General features: G+C 35.7%; 22 protein-coding genes. All 22 read right to left on the bottom strand.

From position 1 onward, the window contains the following. Positions 1–17 precede the first annotated feature (17 nt). Positions 18–2,612 carry a carbohydrate-binding protein gene (locus A6I66_RS07335; RefSeq protein WP_067147186.1) on the bottom strand — a complete coding sequence of 865 codons (2,595 nt, stop codon included), beginning with the start codon at positions 2,610–2,612 and terminating at the stop codon, positions 18–20. Between the two features lie 210 nt (positions 2,613–2,822). Then, entirely contained in the window at positions 2,823–3,602 is a 780-nt protein-coding gene (locus A6I66_RS07330; protein ID WP_067147185.1) for an RMD1 family protein, read from the bottom strand. 20 nt (positions 3,603–3,622) lie between these two features. Continuing rightward, a complete protein-coding gene (locus tag A6I66_RS07325) occupies positions 3,623–3,844 on the bottom strand; it encodes a hypothetical protein (RefSeq protein WP_067147184.1) in 222 nt (73 codons plus the stop codon). Positions 3,845–3,865: 21 nt separating this feature from the next. Next, positions 3,866–4,186, bottom strand: a complete 321-nt coding sequence (locus A6I66_RS07320) for a hypothetical protein (RefSeq protein WP_067147183.1) — start codon at positions 4,184–4,186, stop codon at positions 3,866–3,868. A gap of 41 nt (positions 4,187–4,227) precedes the next feature. After that, positions 4,228–5,763, bottom strand: a complete 1,536-nt coding sequence (locus A6I66_RS07315) for a bifunctional GNAT family N-acetyltransferase/carbon-nitrogen hydrolase family protein (protein ID WP_067147182.1) — start codon at positions 5,761–5,763, stop codon at positions 4,228–4,230. A 3-nt stretch (positions 5,764–5,766) separates the two neighbouring features. Beyond that, positions 5,767–6,741, bottom strand: a complete 975-nt coding sequence (locus A6I66_RS07310) for a deoxyhypusine synthase family protein (protein ID WP_067147181.1) — start codon at positions 6,739–6,741, stop codon at positions 5,767–5,769. Beyond that, positions 6,731–7,669, bottom strand: coding sequence for an agmatinase (gene speB / locus A6I66_RS07305; protein ID WP_067147180.1), 939 nt, complete (start codon positions 7,667–7,669; stop codon positions 6,731–6,733). The genes A6I66_RS07310 and speB overlap by 11 nt, the downstream gene beginning before the upstream one ends. Next, positions 7,659–9,056 (bottom strand): arginine decarboxylase, encoded by a 1,398-nt coding sequence (locus tag A6I66_RS07300; RefSeq protein WP_067147178.1) that lies wholly within the window; start codon positions 9,054–9,056, stop codon positions 7,659–7,661. The genes speB and A6I66_RS07300 overlap by 11 nt, the downstream gene beginning before the upstream one ends. Before the next feature lie 1,408 nt (positions 9,057–10,464). Continuing rightward, positions 10,465–10,884 carry a DUF1810 domain-containing protein gene (locus tag A6I66_RS07290; protein WP_067147176.1) on the bottom strand — a complete coding sequence of 140 codons (420 nt, stop codon included), beginning with the start codon at positions 10,882–10,884 and terminating at the stop codon, positions 10,465–10,467. 486 nt (positions 10,885–11,370) lie between these two features. Continuing rightward, positions 11,371–12,228, bottom strand: coding sequence for a pseudouridine synthase (locus A6I66_RS07285; RefSeq protein ID WP_067147175.1), 858 nt, complete (start codon positions 12,226–12,228; stop codon positions 11,371–11,373). 152 nt (positions 12,229–12,380) lie between these two features. Next, positions 12,381–13,283: a geranylgeranylglycerol-phosphate geranylgeranyltransferase gene (locus A6I66_RS07280; RefSeq protein WP_067147174.1), complete on the bottom strand. Its 903-nt coding sequence runs from the start codon at positions 13,281–13,283 to the stop codon at positions 12,381–12,383. Positions 13,284–13,331: 48 nt separating this feature from the next. Continuing rightward, entirely contained in the window at positions 13,332–14,261 is a 930-nt protein-coding gene (locus tag A6I66_RS07275; protein ID WP_067147170.1) for a mevalonate kinase family protein, read from the bottom strand. Positions 14,262–14,298: 37 nt separating this feature from the next. Continuing rightward, positions 14,299–14,652 (bottom strand): four helix bundle protein, encoded by a 354-nt coding sequence (locus A6I66_RS07270; RefSeq protein WP_067147168.1) that lies wholly within the window; start codon positions 14,650–14,652, stop codon positions 14,299–14,301. Positions 14,653–14,661: 9 nt separating this feature from the next. Continuing rightward, positions 14,662–15,783, bottom strand: a complete 1,122-nt coding sequence (locus A6I66_RS07265; RefSeq protein ID WP_067147166.1) for a diphosphomevalonate/mevalonate 3,5-bisphosphate decarboxylase family protein — start codon at positions 15,781–15,783, stop codon at positions 14,662–14,664. A 62-nt stretch (positions 15,784–15,845) separates the two neighbouring features. Then, positions 15,846–16,382, bottom strand: a complete 537-nt coding sequence (locus A6I66_RS07260) for a DUF1697 domain-containing protein (RefSeq protein ID WP_067147165.1) — start codon at positions 16,380–16,382, stop codon at positions 15,846–15,848. Next, a complete protein-coding gene (locus A6I66_RS07255; RefSeq protein WP_067147163.1) occupies positions 16,383–16,655 on the bottom strand; it encodes a hypothetical protein in 273 nt (90 codons plus the stop codon). Continuing rightward, entirely contained in the window at positions 16,645–16,890 is a 246-nt protein-coding gene (locus A6I66_RS07250; protein WP_067147161.1) for a hypothetical protein, read from the bottom strand. The genes A6I66_RS07255 and A6I66_RS07250 overlap by 11 nt, the downstream gene beginning before the upstream one ends. 140 nt (positions 16,891–17,030) lie before the next feature. Then, positions 17,031–18,248: a BaiN/RdsA family NAD(P)/FAD-dependent oxidoreductase gene (locus A6I66_RS07245; RefSeq protein WP_067147159.1), complete on the bottom strand. Its 1,218-nt coding sequence runs from the start codon at positions 18,246–18,248 to the stop codon at positions 17,031–17,033. Further along, positions 18,245–18,931: a glycerophosphodiester phosphodiesterase gene (locus A6I66_RS07240; RefSeq protein WP_067147157.1), complete on the bottom strand. Its 687-nt coding sequence runs from the start codon at positions 18,929–18,931 to the stop codon at positions 18,245–18,247. The genes A6I66_RS07245 and A6I66_RS07240 overlap by 4 nt, the downstream gene beginning before the upstream one ends. After that, entirely contained in the window at positions 18,928–19,797 is an 870-nt protein-coding gene (locus A6I66_RS07235; RefSeq protein ID WP_067147156.1) for an acyl-CoA thioesterase, read from the bottom strand. Before A6I66_RS07235 ends, A6I66_RS07240 begins: the two co-directional genes overlap by 4 nt. A gap of 340 nt (positions 19,798–20,137) precedes the next feature. After that, the gene (locus A6I66_RS07230; protein WP_317047673.1) at positions 20,138–21,079 is read right to left on the bottom strand and encodes an aldo/keto reductase; all 942 of its coding nucleotides are present in this window, start codon (positions 21,077–21,079) and stop codon (positions 20,138–20,140) included. 36 nt (positions 21,080–21,115) lie between these two features. Next, positions 21,116–21,631 (bottom strand): peptide-methionine (S)-S-oxide reductase, encoded by a 516-nt coding sequence (locus tag A6I66_RS07225; RefSeq protein WP_067147151.1) that lies wholly within the window; start codon positions 21,629–21,631, stop codon positions 21,116–21,118.

The following is a 21,631-nucleotide window of genomic DNA, read 5'->3' as shown; positions in this document are numbered from 1 at the left end:
ATAAAATAATTATAAGTCTATCGACTTATGACAATACGTTTTGTAATGACTTCCTCTTCGGCTGTAGTTACCTGTAATAAGTATAAACCATTGGCAAGCTCACGAACATCCAAAGCCCCGTTATAGCCCTTTTGCTGTAAAACTACGGCACCGGTAATACTATAAACTTGTATTTTTTGGATGGTTTCACTGGTTGAAATATTCAACACATCGGAAGCTGGATTTGGATAAAACACAAACTTATTCGACTTTTCGGTAGAGGCACTTCGTTTCGAAGTTTCATTTTGTTTTGATGTTGCACTAGAACTCAAAATGATTTTATCTAAATTCCATTGCCAAGCATTACTACCACTAGCCACAACTTTCAACGTATGGGTTCCTGGCTGTAAACTTACGGTTGAAGCAGCGTTTAAAGTTTGATAATCATCCCAAGCGCCATTATTAGAAACCGAATTGGTAGCCACCAAAGTATTATTAACATAGGCAGAAATCTGCGCTTGATTAACGGGTGTCGATATCAAATACTGAATGTTATATACTCCCGAATTTTGTACAGAAAAACTATAAACCGCTTCATCATTTGAATTCACATAGTTAATGCCAACACTAGATTGATTAACTCCGTAAGGTACAAAGCCATCATTATAAGTTCCTGTGGTACTTGTAAAGTTTTCGGCTTCAATAATGATATTACTTGGTGTTGTACCTCCAGACACCGATTTGGTTAAAGTTATTTTATCTAAATTCCACTGCCAGGCATTGGAACCACTAGCTACAATTTTTATGGTATGCGCTCCCGCACTCAAATACACTTGATGTCCTGAATTTAAGTTTTGATAAGCATCCCACTGACCGTTATTTACAACATTGGTTGCGCCAACAAGGACATTATCGGCATAAAAACTAATGGCAGCATTAACCATTGGAGTAGAAATCGCATAAGATATCTCATAGTTTCCAGCTTCAGATACTTGAATGTTATATATAGCACTGTCATTGCTATTCACATAATTAATTTTTGTTGTTCCGGCATTCACGCCATAAGGCACAAAACCATCATTATAAGTCCCTGTCGTACTTGCGAAATTTTCAGCTTCAATAACAATCGTATCGTCGTTACCCGAATTTGAATTATCTGTAACGGTAACACTACTCGTATCGGTATAACCGCCATCGGTAGTGGTTGCCGTAATTACAGCATTCCCAGTAGAAACGGCTGTTACTACACCACTTTGATTGACGGTGGCTACCGCTGTGTTACTAGAAGAAAAAGTCATCGTTTTAATGGTTGCTGTAATAGGGGTAACAGCTCCTGTTAAGTTGGCTGTAGCTCCTTGTTCAATACTCAAGGTAGCAGGACTCAAAGTTACTCCGGTCACCTCCACATCAGCGTTTCCCGAATTCACTGGTTTATACACACGAACCCAATCAACTTTCATGGTGTTTTTAGTCGGATCATTCAAATCACTTGCAGAAGGTGTAGAACCCGCCAACCAACTTTGTGATTCCATATTAATGATAATATCCATCTCTTTGGTAAAACCTCTTGCTTCAACCGTTACACTGTTTCCGTCAAGGTCTTGATCATCGCCACCTTGAAACCAAGCAGGATCAATCACATTAAAACCATTTGAAGCATTTGAAGCCTCTTGAAGTTTTTCAAAACTATAGGCTGCGGTTGTGGCATGCACCGTTACATCGGTGTAACCAGCACCATTATTTGTAGGTAAATTATAACCGTTAACATTCCAATTCATGGAATTAAAGTAGGTATATTGCCATGTACCATTGTAATTGGTTGCAATAGCATTGTAGTACATCACCCTTACCAACTCACCATCTATGTAATATTCAAAATGTTTAGGTCCTATCCAATTTACGCCCATACGCATATAACGACGATCTCCATTGTTCCAGCACCAATCTCCCCATCCATAACTGGTATTTACACGACTATCTGGATACCACGAATTCGTGTCCCTAGGTTGATAATCGGTAAAAGGACTGCGTACAAAAGAGTGATGACTAATATGCGTAAGATGCTTATAACCGTTTACGCCCCCGTAGTTTTCAATAATATCTATTTCCTCGGTATCATCGGGGCTAAGTAACCAAAAGCATGAAGCCAATGAAATATTTGCCACACTAATGGCCGATTCTACATAAACCGGATATTTCACTTTGCTATTTGAAGTCACACAGCCTGAGGCCACACCGTAATTACCCCCCTTATTATTTTCGGCAGTGTACCCTACATTTATAACCAAATCACTACCATCAACGGTAACATTTTGGTTTTTCCAATAGGTATAACCTGGTCCATCCCAAGCATTATGGTAAAAATTGTACCACTTATTGCCGGAACCGAAGTTAGACCAAGAAGCGGAATTAAAATTGTAATTGAAGTCGTCGGAAACCTGATCTTGTAGTTCCCACACTTTCCCATCACCTGCGTTAGCTGGAATAGGAATCCCGGCCCAATCTTGAGCATGAATACCCATAGTACCTAGTAGAACCGTTAGCATCCAAATAAGTTTGCTGTTTCTTTTTTTTACATGATTGCTGCCCTTTTTTCGGACAGCAAAATCATGTACAGTTGCTGTTTTAATCATAATTAATTCAATTTTAGTTGTTTAAACGTTGGTTTTATTGCCAATTTATAAGTTTTGTTAACTAAAATTTTACGGTTTTACAGCATGTTCAGTTTATGTACAGTTTATTTAAAGCAAAACTAGCAATTAAGAAAAACCGTACAGTTGTTTGCTTCACTGAACAATAGAAAAGTAGCATTCTTGATAAAGATTTTTTAAATAGTAGCCGTTTTAGGTGAGGATTTTTGTAATAAACATATCAATCACTTCAATAACAATTAGAATGATGATAATCCATTCCAAACGACTGCTTTCGTTATGATCCATGATGTCTTTAAACAGCTCTAAATTTTCTTTTATAATTTCAATGCGATCGTGTATGATACGATAACGGTCCTTTAAGTCGAAAACACGCTTTAGACCTAAGTCTAATTTATTAAGCTGTGCATTTTCCCAAGTAATTTCGGGAGCATCGAAAATGTACAAATTCTCAGAGATTTTGTTTTTGATGTTTAAAATCTTTCCAATAAAACGCTTCAGTTGATTTCCTGAAATATTTAGCTTTCCATTTTTTTCAAGGAATAAGGTATGCTGATTGGTTTCAATGATGAGTTCTTCCGTTATTTCGGAATAACGGCTTAAAGCCACCGACTGCGACGTATTAAGGAGTACCAATCGAATCATTTCCTCGTCCAGTTCTGGTAAAATAACATGATCGAACTGTACTTTTAAAGTATCAGCTTCAACGCGTATTTCGAGAGATTCTGAAAGCTTTTCAGAAAAATAGTGGTCGCAAAATTTACGGATTTTGTTTAAGGCATCATCAATTTCAGAAGCAGTAAGGTTAAAAAAACTTACCATGCCAGATTGAAAAATATAGATGAATTTATGGTTAGAACTTTTAAAATAAAGTTCATCGCTATCTTGAAACAGGAGCTGCCACGGCAACTCCTGCTTACAGTTTTTTATATGGATAGCACGAGCTACTTGGTAAGCAACTACAGAGTACATGCTGTATTAATTAAAGACTTTTAAAGTGGCTTTAAACTTTCGATACGATAAAAAATATCGTCGCCATCTTCATCTTCAACGAAGGTGATTTTAAAGTCTTTATCGATAAGACTTTTATCGTTTTTCAAGTCGAATTGTTTTAAAACGCGAGGGTGAACATCTTCAAAAGCAAGTTCCTCGCCATTTTCAAACCAAAAATTATAGTAACCGTTTTTGTAAGATTTAAAAGCGGCAATTCTCATAGCACTAAATGTTGTTAATTGTTATTCGTTTTCGTCGTCATCACCTTCGATCTCTGGCTCTTGTACGGCTTCAGGATCGTTATTATCGAAATCTTCGTAGTCATCTTCATCATAATTCTCCATAGTAATCGCAAGTTTAGTACTTACTTTCACCAAGTATTTGGTATCATGAGTTGTCACTTCTACAGCTTCGATAATTTCGTTGTGCTGATTTCTAAAAGATATAATCTGATCATCGTCATAGCCATCAGGGTAGCGTTCTACCAATAAGGATAGTATCTCAGGCGTTAACTTTTTAAAATCAACAATGACACGTTTTAAATTATCATTTCTATTTTTCATTCTTATTAAGTAAAATGTTGTTTGTAATAGGTTTAAATATACTATTTATCGCTTTTAATTCGAATAACATCGTAAAAATCTTTTCTTCTATCTTTTAAATTTTTTACTGCTCCAAAAGAATGAAGTTCTCTCAATAAACTTAAGTCGACATCGGCAACCAAAATCATTTCAGTATTTGTGGTGGCTTCAGCCTTTATTCCGTTACTCGGAAACGAAAAATCGCATGGTGTAAATACGGCCGACTGTGCATATTGGATGTCCATATTATTCACATTAGGCAAGTTACCAACACTCCCAGAAATGGCTACATAACATTCGTTTTCAACAGCACGGGCTTGCGCACATAAACGCACACGAGAATAGCCGTTTTGCGTATCGGTTAAAAAAGGAATGAATAGAATATCCATACCTTCATCGGCCAATAAGCGCGACAACTCCGGGAACTCCGAATCGTAACAAATCAGGATGCCTATTTTACCACAATCGGTTTCAAAAGTTTGCAATTTATTTCCGCATTGCATCCCCCAAACTTTAGCTTCATCAGGCGTCACATGAATTTTTTCATAACGCTCCAAACTCCCATCTCTTCTACATAAATAACCTACGTTATATAGCTTATCATTAACCACTTCGGGCATAGACCCTGAAATGATATTGATATTGTATGAAATAGAAAGCTGTTTCAGTTTATTAACGATAGTCTCAGTGAATTTTGCAAGCTCTCGAATAGCATCAGGTTCGTGCATGTGGTTGAACTCCGCCATTAAAGGGGCGTTGAAAAACTCAGGAAACACAGCAAAATCTGAACGATAAGCAGCAACACTATCGATGAAATACTCTGCCTGCTCCATTAAATCGTCCAAGCCTTTATACGGACGCATTTGCCACTGAATTAAACCCAATCGTACCACCGTTTTTACGGTACTCGCTTTCTTGCTCGGTTTTTCGTAATAGATATTATCCCACTCCATTAAAACCGCATACTCGTTGGATGCAGTATCGCCTTCTAAATAATTTTTTAAAACACGAACCGGGTGAAAATCGTTAGAAATCTGAAAATTTAAAACAGGGTCATGAATTTCTTTACGCTTTACTTTCTCAATATATTGCTTTGGCGTGAGCTCCTTATGCTTATGGTAATTAGGCATACGCCCGCCAAAAACAATACTTTTTAAGTTTAAGTTCTCGCAAACTTCCTTTCTATAATCGTAAAGACGACGCCCTAAGCGCAACCCACGATATTGTGGTTTTATAAACACATCAATACCATAAAGCACATCACCATCGGCATTGTGATTTTTAAACGATTCGCCACTAATTATATCTTCATAGGTGTGCTCATCCTCAATAGCATCGTAATCAACAATAAGGGATAAGGCGCAACCTGCAATATCACCATCAACTTTTATAACCACCTGTCCCTCTGGGAACATGGTGGTTAAAGCTTTAATATGTTTCTTTTTCCAATACGACGTAAGCACCCCAGCATACGACTCTAAAGTCGCAGCTTTTAGTTCTTTAAAATCATCGACGGTAAGGTACTTAAGCTCTATATTTTCAATGCTGTTCGTATCCATGTCTTACTGCCCTAATAAATAGGCGAAAATAAGTGGCGCTACGATGGTAGCATCACTCTCGATAATGAATTTTGGTGTATCGATATCCAATTTCCCCCAAGTGATTTTTTCGTTAGGCACGGCTCCAGAATACGACCCGTAACTTGTTGTAGAATCACTAATTTGGCAGAAATAGCTCCAGAAAGGTGTATCGGTACGTTCCATATCTTGGTATAACATAGGTACGACACAAATAGGGAAATCGCCAGCAATACCTCCTCCAATTTGGAAGAAACCAATACCTTTTTCAGAATTATCAGTGTACCAATCGGCTAAAAAGGTCATATATTCAATACCCGATTTCATGGTGCTTGCTTTCAACTCACCTTTTAGCACATAGCTCGCAAAAATATTCCCCATAGTACTATCTTCCCAACCTGGACAAACGATAGGTAGGTTTTTTTCCGCGGCAGCGTACATCCAAGAATCCTTTAAATCAATTTCATAATATTGCTCTAAAACACCCGATAGTAACATTTTGTACATGTATTCATGTGGTAAATAACGTTCGCCTTTAGCTTCAGCTTCTTTCCAAATATCAACAATATGTGCTTGTAAACGACGAAACGCTTCCTCTTCAGGTATACAAGTATCGGTTACACGGTTTAGTCCTTTTTCTAATAAGTCCCACTCCTCCTGTGGCGTTAAATCACGGTAGTTAGGCACACGTTTATAGTGTGAGTGCGCTACCAAATTCATGATATCTTCCTCAAGGTTGGCACCAGTACAAGAAATAATTTGCACTTTATCTTGACGAATCATTTCAGCAAAACTTTTACCCAATTCGGCAGTACTCATAGCACCAGCAAGCGACACTAACATTTTAGCGCCAGATTCCAGTTGTGCTTCGTAGCCTTTAGCAGCATCAACTAAGGCAGCCGCATTAAAGTGTAAATAATGTTTTTCTATGAATTGTGAAATTGGTCCTTTAGTACTCATCGTTATCGCTGAATTTTGAAACGTTATTTTTTTGTTTTGAATTATCGAAGGCATTATCATACTCATCATCAACACCTTCGTCCATAAATTTATAGCTTAACATTTTATAATACAATTTTGCAGCTAAGAAATCTGATGATTTTTCTTTTTTGTTAGGGCAAAGTTCAACAATATCGAAACCTACCACATTCTTTTCGGCGAAAACCTGTTTTAAGAAATCTAAAGCTTCGTACCATAACAATCCGCCTGGCTCTGGAGTTCCTGTGCTTGGCATGATTGATGGGTCGAAAGCATCTAAATCGAAAGTAATAAACACGTTATCGGTCATTTGATCGATTGCCGAATCCATCCAAGTATCATCCATAGCCATTTCATGAGCGAAATAGGTTTTCTCTTCGTCCATCACAGTTTTCTCCATGATATCCATTGAACGAATGCCCACCTGAATTAAGTTGGTCGTTTGACTGGCTTCGTACACCGCACAAGCATGGTTACAACTTGTACCTTCGTAGCTTTTACGCAAATCGGCATGCGCATCAATATGCAACACTGTTAAACTTGGGTACATATCGTTAAAGGCACGAATGGTTCCTATAGAAATCGAGTGTTCACCACCAAAAATGGTAACGAATTTGTTCTTTTTAATATATTTTTTAGTGGTTTTATGCACAGCATCTACCATGGCTTCTGGCGACTCATTTTCGGTAACAGGATCGGCCAAAAACACACCTTGTTGGTATACTTCTGTTCCTGTTTCGATATCGTAAAGCTCCATGTTTTCAGAAGCATCTAAAAAAGCTTTTGGCCCTTTATCAGCTCCTTTTTGCCAAGTACTGGTACCGTCGTAAGGCACAGGAATTAAAACGATTTTAGCATTTTCTAATTTCCCAAATTCTTCTGGAATTCCAGCGTAGGTTTTATAGCTCATAACCTAAAATTTTAAGTAAGTCTTCACTTTTTTGTTGTTCACTAAATAATTTTGTTGTGATGTTTCCATCGGCATCTCTATCGATTAAAACATGTTTTGGCGACGGAATCAAGCAGTGCTGTAATCCTCCAAAACCACCAATGGTTTCTTGGTAAGCGCCTGTGTTAAAAAACCCGATATACAAGGGTTTGTCTTTGTTATATTTTGGCATATAAATCGCGTTCATATGCTGTTCACTGTTGTAATAATCGTCGCTATCGCAAGTTAAACCTCCTAATAGCACTCGCTCGTAAGTATCTTGCCAACGGTTTACAGCCAATAAAATAAAACGTTTATTTATGGCCCAAGTATCTGGCAAGGTTGTAATAAATGACGAGTTAATCATGTTCCACTTTTCACGATCGTTCTGTTGTTTTTGGTAAAGCACTTCATAAATAGCACCACCACTTTCTCCAACGGTAAAGCTTCCAAACTCGGTGAATATATTAGGCACTTCAACCCCTTCTTCTTCACAAGTTAATTGAATCTGATTGATAATTTCATCAACCATGTATTCGTAATCAAAATCGAAAGCCAACGAGTTTTTAATAGGGAAACCACCTCCAATATTTAAACTATCCAACGACGGACAAATCTTTTTCAAGCTAGTATAAACCTTCAAACACTTTAAAAGTTCGTTCCAGTAGTAAGCCGTATCGCGAATACCCGTATTAATAAAAAAGTGTAACATTTTAAGTTCAACCTTTTTATTGTTGGCAATCTGATTTTTATAGAAAGGTACAATATTCTTATAACCAATCCCTAACCTTGAGGTATAGAACTCAAATTTAGGCTCCTCCTCCGACGCGATACGAATACCCACATTAAATTTGCCTTCAATCTCTTGAGAAAGCAAATCGATTTCCTCGTAATTATCTATAATCGGAATCGCATTTTTATGGCCGTTATTAATCAATCGCGCGATGTTGGTAATGTATTGCGCACGTTTAAAACCGTTACTAATAACATAAGTATTATCGGTAATTTTACCTTCCGCTTTTAAGCTCTCAACAATATCAATATCGAAAGCCGAAGAGGTTTCAATATGAATATCATTTTTTAAAGCCGTATCTAAAACGTGTTTAAAATGTGAGCTTTTTGTACAATAGCAGTAATTGTATTTCCCTTTATAATTGTGCTTTTCAATCGCTTCAGCAAACCACTTTTTCGCCTTGTTTATATTATTAGAAATTTGTGGTAAGTAAGTGAATTTTAACGGCGCACCATACTCTTTAGTAAGGGCCATTAAATCGATATCATGAAAATGCAACTGTCCTTTATCAACCTTAAATTCTTCTTGTGGAAAATCGTAAGTCTGATTTATTAAATCAATATATTTTGTATTCAATTTGTTTATTTTTAAAAAGTTAAAGATGTAATCTGTAGATTAACTACACGTTAATTTAATAAAAAACAAACAATATCAAATTTGAATTTCCTTTTCGGTAGTAGGCACAAAGCCGTATTCATGCTGAATCGCATATATGGGAGATACGGAAGTTAGCTTTAAAATTCGGTCGCTTAATCTGTAAGCTGCTTTTGAATATGACTTCCTAATTTTCAAAAGCCCGAACATAGAAACATTGTTCAATTTGTTCAGCTAAATAGAGTGCAAATGAAAAACAAAAAATCGAATTACAAACTTTTTTTAAGTTTTTTTTTGAAAATTTTAATTCCCCTCTATTTCAAAGCTCTATTTTGGGGGTTACCCAAGGGTCGGGCTATCCGTTACAATCTTTTTTTCAAGGCTTTAGGGTGTCAATTTCAATTTATTAAAATCCGAAATTTTAGTAGCAATACCGTTTCATTATTAAGCAAAAAAAAGGATTTCCACTGCTATCCCTAACCCGGAGGTTGGAGATTGGTTTTTGGTTTTTGGTTTTTGGTTTTTGGTTTTTGGTTTTTGGTTTTTGGTTTTTGGTTTTTGGTTTTTGGTTTTTCTATAAGACCCTTCAGGTTTCAGAAACCTAAAGGGTCTGAATCATCGTTAAAACCTAAAGCAAACTCCGTGCAACTCTGCGCCTCTTCGCGAATCTCTGCGTTACAACAACTTTCTATGAAAACAGATTCTAAAGTCATTACTCCCTCTAAATGAACAGCAAAAAAAAACTGTTCAACCTTCGCAAAGACTGAACAGTTTTAAACTAACCAAACATTTTATATGAAAAACGAACCACTGTTTTACATTAATAAGACAAAGTTCCGTAAAAGGCAGGATGTGTTTTATGATATATGTCATAAACCCTTGTTATTGCTGTTAAAAATGCGTTAAAGCATTTCTAATAAATCTTAAAATACGCCAAACCATACCCCAGGCTGTTCGAGCGAAGTCGAGACACGATAGCGCGGACTTGTAGTCCGTGCCCATAATACAAAGTAAGAATATTCAATTAAAGATATAGGGCTTTTTTATTGAACTGCGTTAGTCAAAAGAAAGTCAAGTGTTTTTCAGTTGAATTTAATAGTTTTAAATTTAACTTTAAGCTTCTAAGGGTATTTGTTATAAATGAGTATTATCGAGGCATGGACTTAGGCACGGACTACAAGTCCGCGCTATCGGCTTCTCGTATCCAAAACATCACTTTCCAACTCCGATAAAATAACAAAACAAGGTTGATGAGACCCTGAAATAAATTCAGGGTGACGGAACAGAAGTGTGTAAAAGAAAATCCTTTGATAGCACTCGAAGATACTAGCCGCCAACATTGAATTATAAACTTTACACAGTTGAACAGATAATACAGAAAAAACTAAAACTACTTTAATAGATTAAGAGTTTTGTTGTCAAATTTTCCATTGAAATATTTTTCTATAACCTTTTTAAAAGGCATTTCTTTAGATCTGTCGATAAATGAAAAAAGCGTCATGCTTGATTTTAGCTTCAAATCATCTGGACTTCCAAATATTTTGTTTGCATCATTTTCGTGAAGCAAGTTGAGTTCGTTAGTTATTTCTATCAATCTTGATCCTAAAATGGGGTGGTTTAGATATTCTATAGCCTCATGTAAGTTTTGGATTGCATAAAATTTAGATATATCGCTATAACCGAGCCCCTTAAATTGCGGAAAAACATACCACATCCAATGACTCCTTTTTCTCCCTGATTTTATTTCGGTAAGCGCTTGTTTGTAGTCATTCTCTTGTGCTTTTACAAATCTATTTAGATCATTCTCCATAGTACATTTTATTTAGTATAGTTATTTACAGAGTCTTATTTGTGTAAAAAAAACACATAAACCCATTTCTGTTTTATCAATCTCTAGATCCGATAGCGCGGACTTGTAGTCCGTGCCCATAATACAAAGTAAGAAAGATTCCATTAAAGATATAGGGCTTTTTCTATTTTACTAGGATAATCATAAGAAAGTAAAGTGTTTTCAGTTGAATTTAATAGTTCTACATTTAATTTTAAGCTTCTAAGGGTATTTGTTATAAATGAGTATTATCGAGGCATGGACTTAGGCACGGACTACAAGTCCGCACTATAGGCTATCGGCTTCTCGTTTCCAAAACATCACTTTCCAATTCCGATAAAATAACAAACAAGGTTGATGAGACCCTGAAATAAATTCAGGGTGACGGAACAGAACCGTGTAAAACAAAAAAAGCACGCTAAACAATAAAGTTAAGCGTGCTGATTACAAAATTTTATATCTTAAATACTAAAGCATTTTAAGCGTATTAAGCTCTTGCTCTGTTAAGTGTTTCCAGCTACCACGAGGAATATCTTTTTTAGTAAGATGTCCGATAGCTACACAGTCTAAATTTATAATATCATATTTGAAATAATCAAAAATAGTACGAATAATGGTATTTCCTGTATTTTTAATTTTCAATCCTATTTCCTTTTTTGATGCGCCGTCGATATAACTAATCTCTTCAACTTCAATTAATTTTCCTTCCGATTTAAAGCCAGCTTGAATCTTTTTTAAATCCTCTAATTTTAAGTTTTTATCCAATTCAATATGGAACAAACGCGCCACACCATTTTTAGAATTAGTGAATTTTGCAGCAACATCATCATCATTGGTAAATAACAATAAGCCTTTAGAGTTACGTCCTAAGCGTCCAATCGGTTTTATCCTAGAACTGGTTGCATTAGCTACTAAATCCATAACCGTTCTTCCTTTACCTTCGCTAGTCGTGGTTGCAAACCCTTTTGGCTTATTTAGTAAAACGTATGCTTTTTTCTCTGGGTTTATTCTTGCACCGTCGTAACGCACCTCATCGCCAGGCTTCACTTTATAGCCCATTTCTGTAATAACTTTTCCGTTTACAGAAACTAAACCTGTTGCAATATGAACATCAGCCTCACGTCGTGAGCACATCCCCGAATTCGCCACATATTTATTCAATCGAATTTCACCAGGGTTTCCAGTGCTCTTAGGTGTTGTGTTTTTAGGCGCCACATTGGCTTTTTTTATAGGAGCATTTCCTCTTGCATAACTTGTGGAACGTTGGTTTCCACTACCACGTCCCGATGGTTTTCCTTTTCCTTTACTTCCTTGATGTCTGTTCATGACTAATTATTTTATGCAAAGATATACTTAAAATTATGACTTCTTAATGATGATGCCCAAAGTTTAAGCGTTTTATTTACTAGTAAGTTTAAAAAACTAAAATTTTTATTTTTTGTAAAAAAATTTAACCAATATAGCTTTGAAATCCGATACTAAATCCGATTCAATATCACATGCACATCAATTAGCAAAATACTGAACACTCCTGCTAGAATAATGAGCTTTAGAATATTATGAAGGATTAAGTAATGTAATTTCGCTTTAGATTTCCACAACAAAAACAAGAATATTAAAAGTAAAAATATGCTCAAATAGAAAAACATATCCATGTGACCAACATCAAATTTAAAGAGTAACAGGTAAGATGGCACCAAGGTTAACAACGCTAAAATAGTAAGCATCACTTTAGAAACGCGCTCGCCATATGCCACTGGAATAGTCACATAATTCTGAGCAATATCTCCTTTAATATTTTCCAAATCTTTGGTTAGCTCGTGCATGGAAATCATTAAAAACAAGAAAATGGCATGTACAAAAATGACCGTTTCATAGTTTTTATAGTACATAAAAATGGCAAAAAACGGCGTAATCATAAGTATGGCCGAAGTCAAATTCCCAATAAATGGCATTTTTTTCAACTTATGGGAATACAACCAAATGCCGAAAATGTAAATAGAAAAGAACACAACCGCTCGAAACGAAACATAACTCGCCATGATGACTGCCAAAAAATTAAGCACAAAATAAAAGGAAAGCTTGGTGTTCTGACTCACTAATTTATCCAAGCGCGATTTAATTGGTCGATTGATTAAATCTTTCTCGGAATCGTAAAAATTATTAATGATATAGCCCCCAGCAATAGTTGCCGACGATGCTAAAACCAGCATGAGCAAATTAAGATCGGAAACGACTTCTTTTAATGGCTTGTCATGAGCCAAAATGTAAATAGACGTTAAATACTGTGCTATGATTACGATTAAAATATTATAACCGCGCACTACAGAAAACATACTAAAAAACTTAAGTAGAATATGCTTCTGTTTTCTGCTTAACATGGGAGAAGTATTTTATTGAAAGCCTAAAGTTAGGAATAACTCTAAGATTTAAAAATTATAAACCACCTCCAATTTATAATCACTAAGCGATTTTTTAGCTTTTTCGATATCCTCTGTAAAACCAAGAATATAGCCACCACCGCCAGAGCCACAAAGTTTTAAGTAGTAGTCATTGGTATTGATACCATTTTCCCATAGTTCATGAAACTGCTGTGGAATCATCGGTTTAAAATGACTTAAAACAATTTTAGACAATTGCTTCGTATTTTTAAACAAAGACTTCACGTTACCCTTAAGGAAATCTTCTACGCAGGCATCGGTATGTTTTATGAATTGGGTTTTAAGCATATTACGGAAACCTTCTTGTTTCATATTTTCCATAAACAAACTAACCATAGGAGCTGTTTCTCCAATAATACCACTATCAATTAAAAACACAGCGCCTTTACCTTCACTTTGCTGTGCTGGTATGCCTGTAGCTTCAATATTATCTTTAGAGTTTATTAAAATAGGAATGCTTAAATAGCTATTTAAAGGATCTAGTCCAGAAGATTTTCCGTGGAAAAACGATTCCATTTCCGAAAAAATAGCTTTTAGTTTTAATAGCTTTTCTCTAGTTAGATTTTCAAGAACGGTTATTTTATCAAAGGCATACTGATCATAAATAGCAGCCACTAAAGCACCGCTACTTCCTACGCCATATCCTTGAGGAATAGAAGAATCGAAATACATGCCCGAATCTACATCTTCCTTTAACAACGCATAATCAAAACGCACCAATTCAGAATCGATATTCTGAATGTATTCAGCAAAGCGCTTTAAACTCGCATTCGATTTTATAGCAGCCTCCGAAGGGTTTTCAGACTTCTTTAAAGCACCGTTATAAAAATTGTAAGGAATGGATAGGCCTTTAGAATCTTTGATGATTCCGTATTCGCCGAAAAGTAGAATTTTAGAATAAAATAAAGGTCCTTTCATCTTTTTCAATTAACAATTGATAGTTAATAATTAATAATTACTTAAGTTTTGACGTTTTAATAATACTTGTCAACAACTTCAATATCTCTTTAACATCAAATTCGAGGCTAAGATACTCAGAATTATTTAAATAGCCTGTTTCCTTAAGTAAATCCAGCCAATATTCCGTTTCATTTGCCTCTTTTAATGAAATCGAGAGTTTATGAATAAAATCCGCTTTACTCTCAGCATGTTCCGCTTCCCTAACGTTAGCACCAATTGAGGTACCCGAACGAAGTAATTGCTTTGATAACACAAATTCTTTATGTTCTGTTATTAAGAACCTATACAGGTTAACAATTCTTACTGCAAAATTAAAACTTTTAGTTTTAATAACATTATCCCTCTTCATTGTTAATTTTCAATTGTTATTTATCAATTGACAGGCTCCAATCCCGACAGCATCATGGATAAACTGCTTATTTTGACAAAAATCTGCAAGTTCTGTTTCAATAAACGTTTTTACTGTCTCAGCTTCATGTTCTGGATACAACACATGAACATTTGCACCAGCATCTAGTGTAAAACAAACTTTAGAGCCTGTTTCTGCGCGAAACGCCCATATTTTATTGATAATTTCCAACGTATTAGGCTTCATTAGAATAAAATAAGGCATACTGGTCATCATCATAGCATGAAGCGTTAAGGCTTCACTTTCTACCAAAGCGATAAACGCATCTAAATCACCCGATTTTAAAATTTCGGTAATCGTTTTTAAATTTTTATCGGCTTGCTTAAAACGTTCCTGTGCAAAAGGGTGTCCGTGCATCAAATTATGTCCTACCGTGCTACTCACCACTTTTTCACCTTTATCCACCAACAAAATGGTGTCATGGTAATTTTTAAACGCCTCATGGACTTGATGTGGAAATTTCACGCCAAACAAATCAGAACTCCCTTCAATAGACTCATGTTGCCCCCACACTACCAAATCACCTTCTAGACTTCTACAAGCAGATCCGGAACCCAAACGGGCTAAAAACGAGGCCTTTTGAATGAAATAAGTTTCGTATTGAGAATACTCGACTGCGCTCGAAGCATCATTAGCACCCATTAATGCCTTTTCAACACTCATTAAACACAAGGCCAAAGCACTCATTCCTGAAGCTGAAGACGCAATTCCCGAACTATGCGGAAAAGTATTAGACGTTTCAATTTTAAAATGATAGGCTTTTAAAAATGGTAAATACACCTCAACACGATTAAAAAAAGTTTCTATTTTAGATTTAAAACTCTCTTTTTTTTCACCATCCAAATACACCTCAAATGAAAAGGCTTCCTTATCAGCTTTTTTTGAAAAACTTAAAGTCGTAGTCGTTTTACAATTATTTAAAGTAAAACTGATAGACGGATTTTCAGGAATCTGATCTTTCTTTTTACCCCAATATTTTACTAATGCGATATTACTTGGCGACGACCATGTAAAAGCGCCTTTTTCAATAGGGTTTGTATATGGTTTAGGTATAAAATTATTTTCTGTCATGTTATAATGTTCAGTAAAACGGATTTTGCTTGGCAAAAGTAAGGAAATATCTGGTGGACTTTTTAATTAGCTTCAGACAAAGCTAAAAGCTTAACCATCGTTTTATAATTTCTGGCGGTGGCTGTTATTTTGAGTTTACGTTCAAAGAAATTGTTACTACATTTTGCCTTACCGTAACCTATGGCACTATAGAAATAAATACATTCTGGAGTAATTATAAATTCCTCATTAGTAAAACTTAATCCTGCAACAGCTTCAATGGCTTCCTGTTTTGGCGACTCAAATAAAAATGTAAAATAACTGTTTTTCTTTTTTTCTTCGGAAAAAGGACACCCATCAAAAATACTTTGAAGGTCGTCATGAGTTTTTATTAAAACAGGCACATCAAAACCAAAATGTGATTTAATCGCTTGATGTATTTTTAATTCTAATTTTTGAAGGTTTTCTTCGGAAGATTGAAACAATACATTCCCACTTTGAATATAGGTTTGAACGTTTTCTAACCCAATCCCAGAAAGCAACTCACAAAGTTCAGCCATGGGAATTTTCTTTTGTCCGCTTACATTAATCCCTCTTAAAAGGGCGATATAGGTTTTCATTTAAAAATCTTGTTTTTGGTTGAGAAAACGATAGACTAAAACCCCGTAAGGCTTTGCCACATAATGAATAGTGTAATGAAATCGTTCTAATGGCACGATTCGAATATTTTTGTAACGCACTTGAAATGCTTCAGAATAATCGGCGATTAAATTAAGTTGTCGCTCAACATCTACCCAAAATTCGTTCGCTTTACCCGTGAACTCCATATAACATTTTGCTTTATGAAATTCAATCCTTGCTTCTTCAGAAAACTCAATATGTTTATCTGCCATATTGCGCTTTAATATCCTCCCAAGAATGTGTTTTTAAAGCCCCTTTTTCATCTCGGCTAATCATATCATCCATCATCGCCTTATAGGCTTCGGAAGGTTCACTAAAACGCACAGCTTGCTCCTCTAAAGTATATTCTATATAATTTTTTAACGAGCGCTTTTCGAGCTTGGCTTGCTTTTCTAGAATCTCAATAGCTTTATCGTCTAATTCAATAAGTTTTTTCGTCTTTCCCATGGCACATTAATTATATATACTAAATATATACAAAATATATTAACTATAAATAGATTTTATACTTTTTTTTAAAGACACACCCCTTAACCCCCCTCTTACTAGAGTGGAAACTGTTGTGAAAAATTCTGTTCTATGATTGTTTAAATGGACTTTGCTATATCTCGTGCAGCAATGAAAGCTCCAGTCCAAGCATTTTGGAAATTAAATCCGCCTGTAACGGCATCGATATTTAAAACTTCACCTGCGAAATAAAGGTTTTCAACATACTTACTCTCAAAAGTTTTAAAATTTACTTCTTTTAGATTGACACCTCCAGCGGTAACAAACTCCTCTTTAAACGTACTTTTTCCATCTACGTTAAACACGGCAGAAGTTAGTTGTTTTGCTAAGGCTTCTAATTGCATTTTATTTAAATCTGCCCAGCGTGTAGTCTCTGACATTTCTGATGCTAAAACCAATTTATGCCATAGTCGCTTAGGCAAATCAAACTGCGTAGATTTAAATACCGTTTTTTTAGGCATGGTTTGTTTCAGGTCCTTTAAAACATCTAAAGCGGCTTCAAAAGATTGCTTTATAAAGTTAATTTCTATTTGAAATTTATAATCGCGTTTGGCTAACTCTAATGCTCCGAAGGCTGACAATTTTAAAATCGAAGGCGCACTCATACCCCAGTGTGTAATAAGCAACGGCCCTTCACTCCACAGGTTGGTTCCTAAAACTTTTACCTCTACATTTAAAGCCACAACACCAGGAATATCCTGTATGCGCTCATCTTTAATATTAAAAGTAAATAAGGAAGGAACCGGTTCGGAAACACTATGCCCCAAACCCTCTAAAATTTTCCATATTTTCGGATTGCTTCCTGTTGCCACCAATATTTTATTTGAAGTAAAACGGCTATCGGAAGTTTGAATAACAAAAGCATCACCTTCTTTTTCTATCGATTTTACAGGTTGATTATACAAGATATCCACCCCGTGTTTCTGGGCTTCACTTAAAAAGCAATCGATAATAGTTTGTGACGAATTTGAAACCGGAAACATGCGGCCGTCATCCTCAATTTTTAGCTCTACGCCACGCTCTTCAAACCAAGCGATGGTATCACCCGTCATAAATTGATGAAAAGGACCAAGGAGTTCTTTCTCCCCGCGAGGATAATTTTTAATCAATTCTGAAGGCATAAATTCGGCGTGGGTAACATTGCAGCGTCCACCACCAGAAACCTTAACTTTAGCTAAGCCTTCTTTTGCTCGTTCTAAAATAGCAACTTGCAATTGAGGATTGTTTTCAGCAATATTAATGGCTGCGAAAAAACCTGCAGCTCCGCCACCAATAATTATGACATCCTTTTTGATCATATTCTATCTGGATAATCAGAAATAATCCCGCTAACACCATATTCAATCATACGTTCAATAGGTTTTAAGTTATTCACGGTATAGGCAATAATCTTGAAATCCTGACGCAATTCTTCCACATTTTCGGGAGTTAGCATGGTGTAATTGGGATGAATAGATGTGGCGTTTATCTGTTTCGCGAAGTTGACAGCTTCTTCCAAATTGGTATTAGTAAGCACACCAAGCGGTATGTTTTTATTTATTTCAAAAACTTCTTCTAACAAATCAAATTGAAAACTAGACACAATAATATTGCTGTAATCCCATCCTTTTTTATCAACAAAAAATGTAATAAGACGGCAGGCTTCTTTTGCTGTATCCTGACCTTTTAGCTCAATATTCAACAAGCATTTATTGTCAACCAAAGTAAGCACCTGCGACAAGGTTGCAATTTGATAGCGGCCTTTAACTTTAACTTTCTTAAGATTGTTTAGAGTGTGTTTAGAAATTTCTCCGAAACCATCGGTAACGCGGTTTAGGGTAAAATCGTGAAAAACCACCAATTCACCTGAGGCACAGCGATGCACATCGATTTCGATGCCATCAACTTTTAAGTCTAAGGCTTTTTTAATGGATTCTAATGTGTTTTCGGCAAGGTGACCTTTGGCTCCGCGATGCCCTATTTTCAATACTTTGTTTGTCATTTTTTTTCAATTGGACGCATTAAACCTTCTTGTGCTACCGAGGCTATTAATTTACCATCACGCGTGAAAATATTTCCTCTTGCAAAGCCTCTAGCACTTGCAGAGCTGGGCGATTCTATTGAAAACAACATCCAATCGTTAAAATCAAAGTCTCTAAAATACCACATCGAATGGTCTAAACTAGCCGTTTGTGTATTGCCCCAATGCGCTTTACTGGCATGCGGATTAAGAGCAGACACTAAAATATTATAATCTGAAATATACGTTAAAATTTGCTGTTTTGTGGCTAAATCTAAATTTTTAGCATCACCTTTTAATTTGAACCACACATCACTAAATGGTGGTAAATCTTTTCTTTCTAAAGGGTTACCAATTTCGGTAGGCTTAAATTCTATAGGACGATCAACTTCAAAAAAGGCCTTCAATCCCTTAGGTAAATAATCACCAAACTGGTTTAAAATATCGGTCCAACTCAATAACGCTTCAGGCTGTTTTAAACCTGATTTCATTTCGATTTGATGGCTATAACCTGGCTCATCAATATGAAAAGATGCTGCCAGAATAAATATGGTATTTTCATTTTGGTGTGCCGTAACCCGACGTACCGAAAAGCTACCACCATCTCTAACTACAGTAACGTTATAGGTAATGGGGTAATCCAGATTTCCAGCCTCTAAAAAATAAGCATGCATGGAATGTAAACTTCTTTGGCTAGATACCGTACGACTTGCAGCATTAATAGCCTGAGCCAGAACTTGACCACCAAAAACAATCGGACTCCCAATAGTTTTACTTATGCCATTAAACACATAATCATTAACCTTTTCTAAAACCAAAAGTTTCAATAAATCATCAACAGTAGTCATGGCTAATTCTTCTTTTTCGCAGTAAATCTATTAAATAATAGGCGGCTATTAGAATGTTTTGCTAACAGATTCCTGAAATTTAGTTTTTAAATGAAATTAAATACGGTCTTCTCGCTTAAAACTACAACAAATCTTGTTATTTTCTAACATGGCACTCATCATTATAGTATATTTAACCCTCTAAAGACCAGTACTATGAATTAACACAAATAGAAAACCAGCAAACTTTACAGAAGATTTACCTATTAAAATCGTTCAAATTTAAAATTACTACGATTTACTGAAGGGCCTAACGCCAAATACCTTATTTATGAGTTTATCATTAAAACACAATCACGTTTTAATTCCAGTCTAATGCGCTTCGCTCTTCCCAATAAAAACTTGGTGACACTTTTATACTTTTAAGTAAATCGATCACAGTGGTATCCAATTTAAAATCGTTTGCCTTCAAATTCGCCTTTAATTGCTGAACATTTGACGCCCCACTGAGCACATAATCTGGTTGTAAATAATCCATAACAAAGCGTAAAGCAATGGCATCTACACCAACTTGGTATTGCTCCGAAAGTTGTTTTAAAACACCGTAAGCAACTTTATATTTTGGAAATTCATTACTTTCAAAAACACGGCCGTTTGCCAACGCTTCCTTGATAATCACTGCCTTCCCTCTTTCCATCACCGCTTTTAAAACGTGGTATGTTGATTGTTCAAACACATTAAAAGACACTTGAAAACTATCAAATAAAAGATTACCACTCACTTCAATTTTTAAAGCTTCGGAAATGACCTCTTTTTGATTTTCACCACTGGTTGTAATGCCGATGTGCAGCCCCGTTTCTTCTTTAATTCGGAGTAATGCATCTAGAACACTTTGATTTTCTAAAATACCACTATCAAAAGTCGCCGAATGCACTTGGTAATATTTTAAATGGGGAAGCATTTTTTTTGAAACTCCCCACTGCTCTAATAACTTCTCTAAAGAATGCTCTTTGATTTCATGCTTACCAGGATAACCTAATTGCCAATTGGCCACATAAGTATACCCCCATTTGGTTCCTAAAATAACATCTTCATGATTAGTCAAGGCGTCCCATTCTTGCAAAAAAGCTTCACCTTTCCCATACGATGGTGCGGTATCAAAATAGCGCACTCCTAACTTGTAAGCTTCATTTAACACCGAAAATGTTGTGTTTTTAAAGGCTGTTTCCGATTTATCAATATCTTGATTTGTTCTAATATTAATATATTCTGGTCTGCCCAAAGCTGCTAAACCTAACCCTATTTTTGTAACTGATGTTTTGATAATACTAAAGGATTTTTAAGATTTTAAATGATTTAATTGAGCCGTTCTCGTATTGGCTGAAAACTGCTGTAATAAGAGCTGTAATTTCGGATTTATAAATTGTTTGCAAAAGGGTTTCTGCGGATTTGTGTAATAGTAATTTTGAATGGCTGCTCGTGAAGCTTCAAAAGCCTCAAACGGAAGCACCTGTGTGATTAGTTTGTTTTCAAATTGTATTTGAAAATCTTCTAAAATTTCTAAAGCTTGCTGATGCTGTTCCTCTGAAAACACATAAACAGCCGAACGGTATGTGTTTCGCCTACTATGATTTGAGGTGCTTTTATGCGTGTATAAATGAATTTCGATTAAAGTTTGAAGCGGAATGACCTCATTATTAAAATGTACAATCACCGCTTCGGAAAATGAGGCATTAACATCTACAGAAGCTACATAACCTTGTTCTACTTTTTCAACCCCAATAAGTGATTGAAACACGGCTTCGGTACACCAATGACAACCTCCGCCCAAAGCTATTTTCTGGAGCAATTTCAT

The sequence above is a fragment of the Pseudotamlana agarivorans genome, assembly GCF_001642835.1.
Taxonomy (GTDB): Bacteria; Bacteroidota; Bacteroidia; order Flavobacteriales; family Flavobacteriaceae; genus Pseudotamlana; species Pseudotamlana agarivorans.
This window is presented reverse-complemented; position numbering and strand designations above follow the sequence as displayed.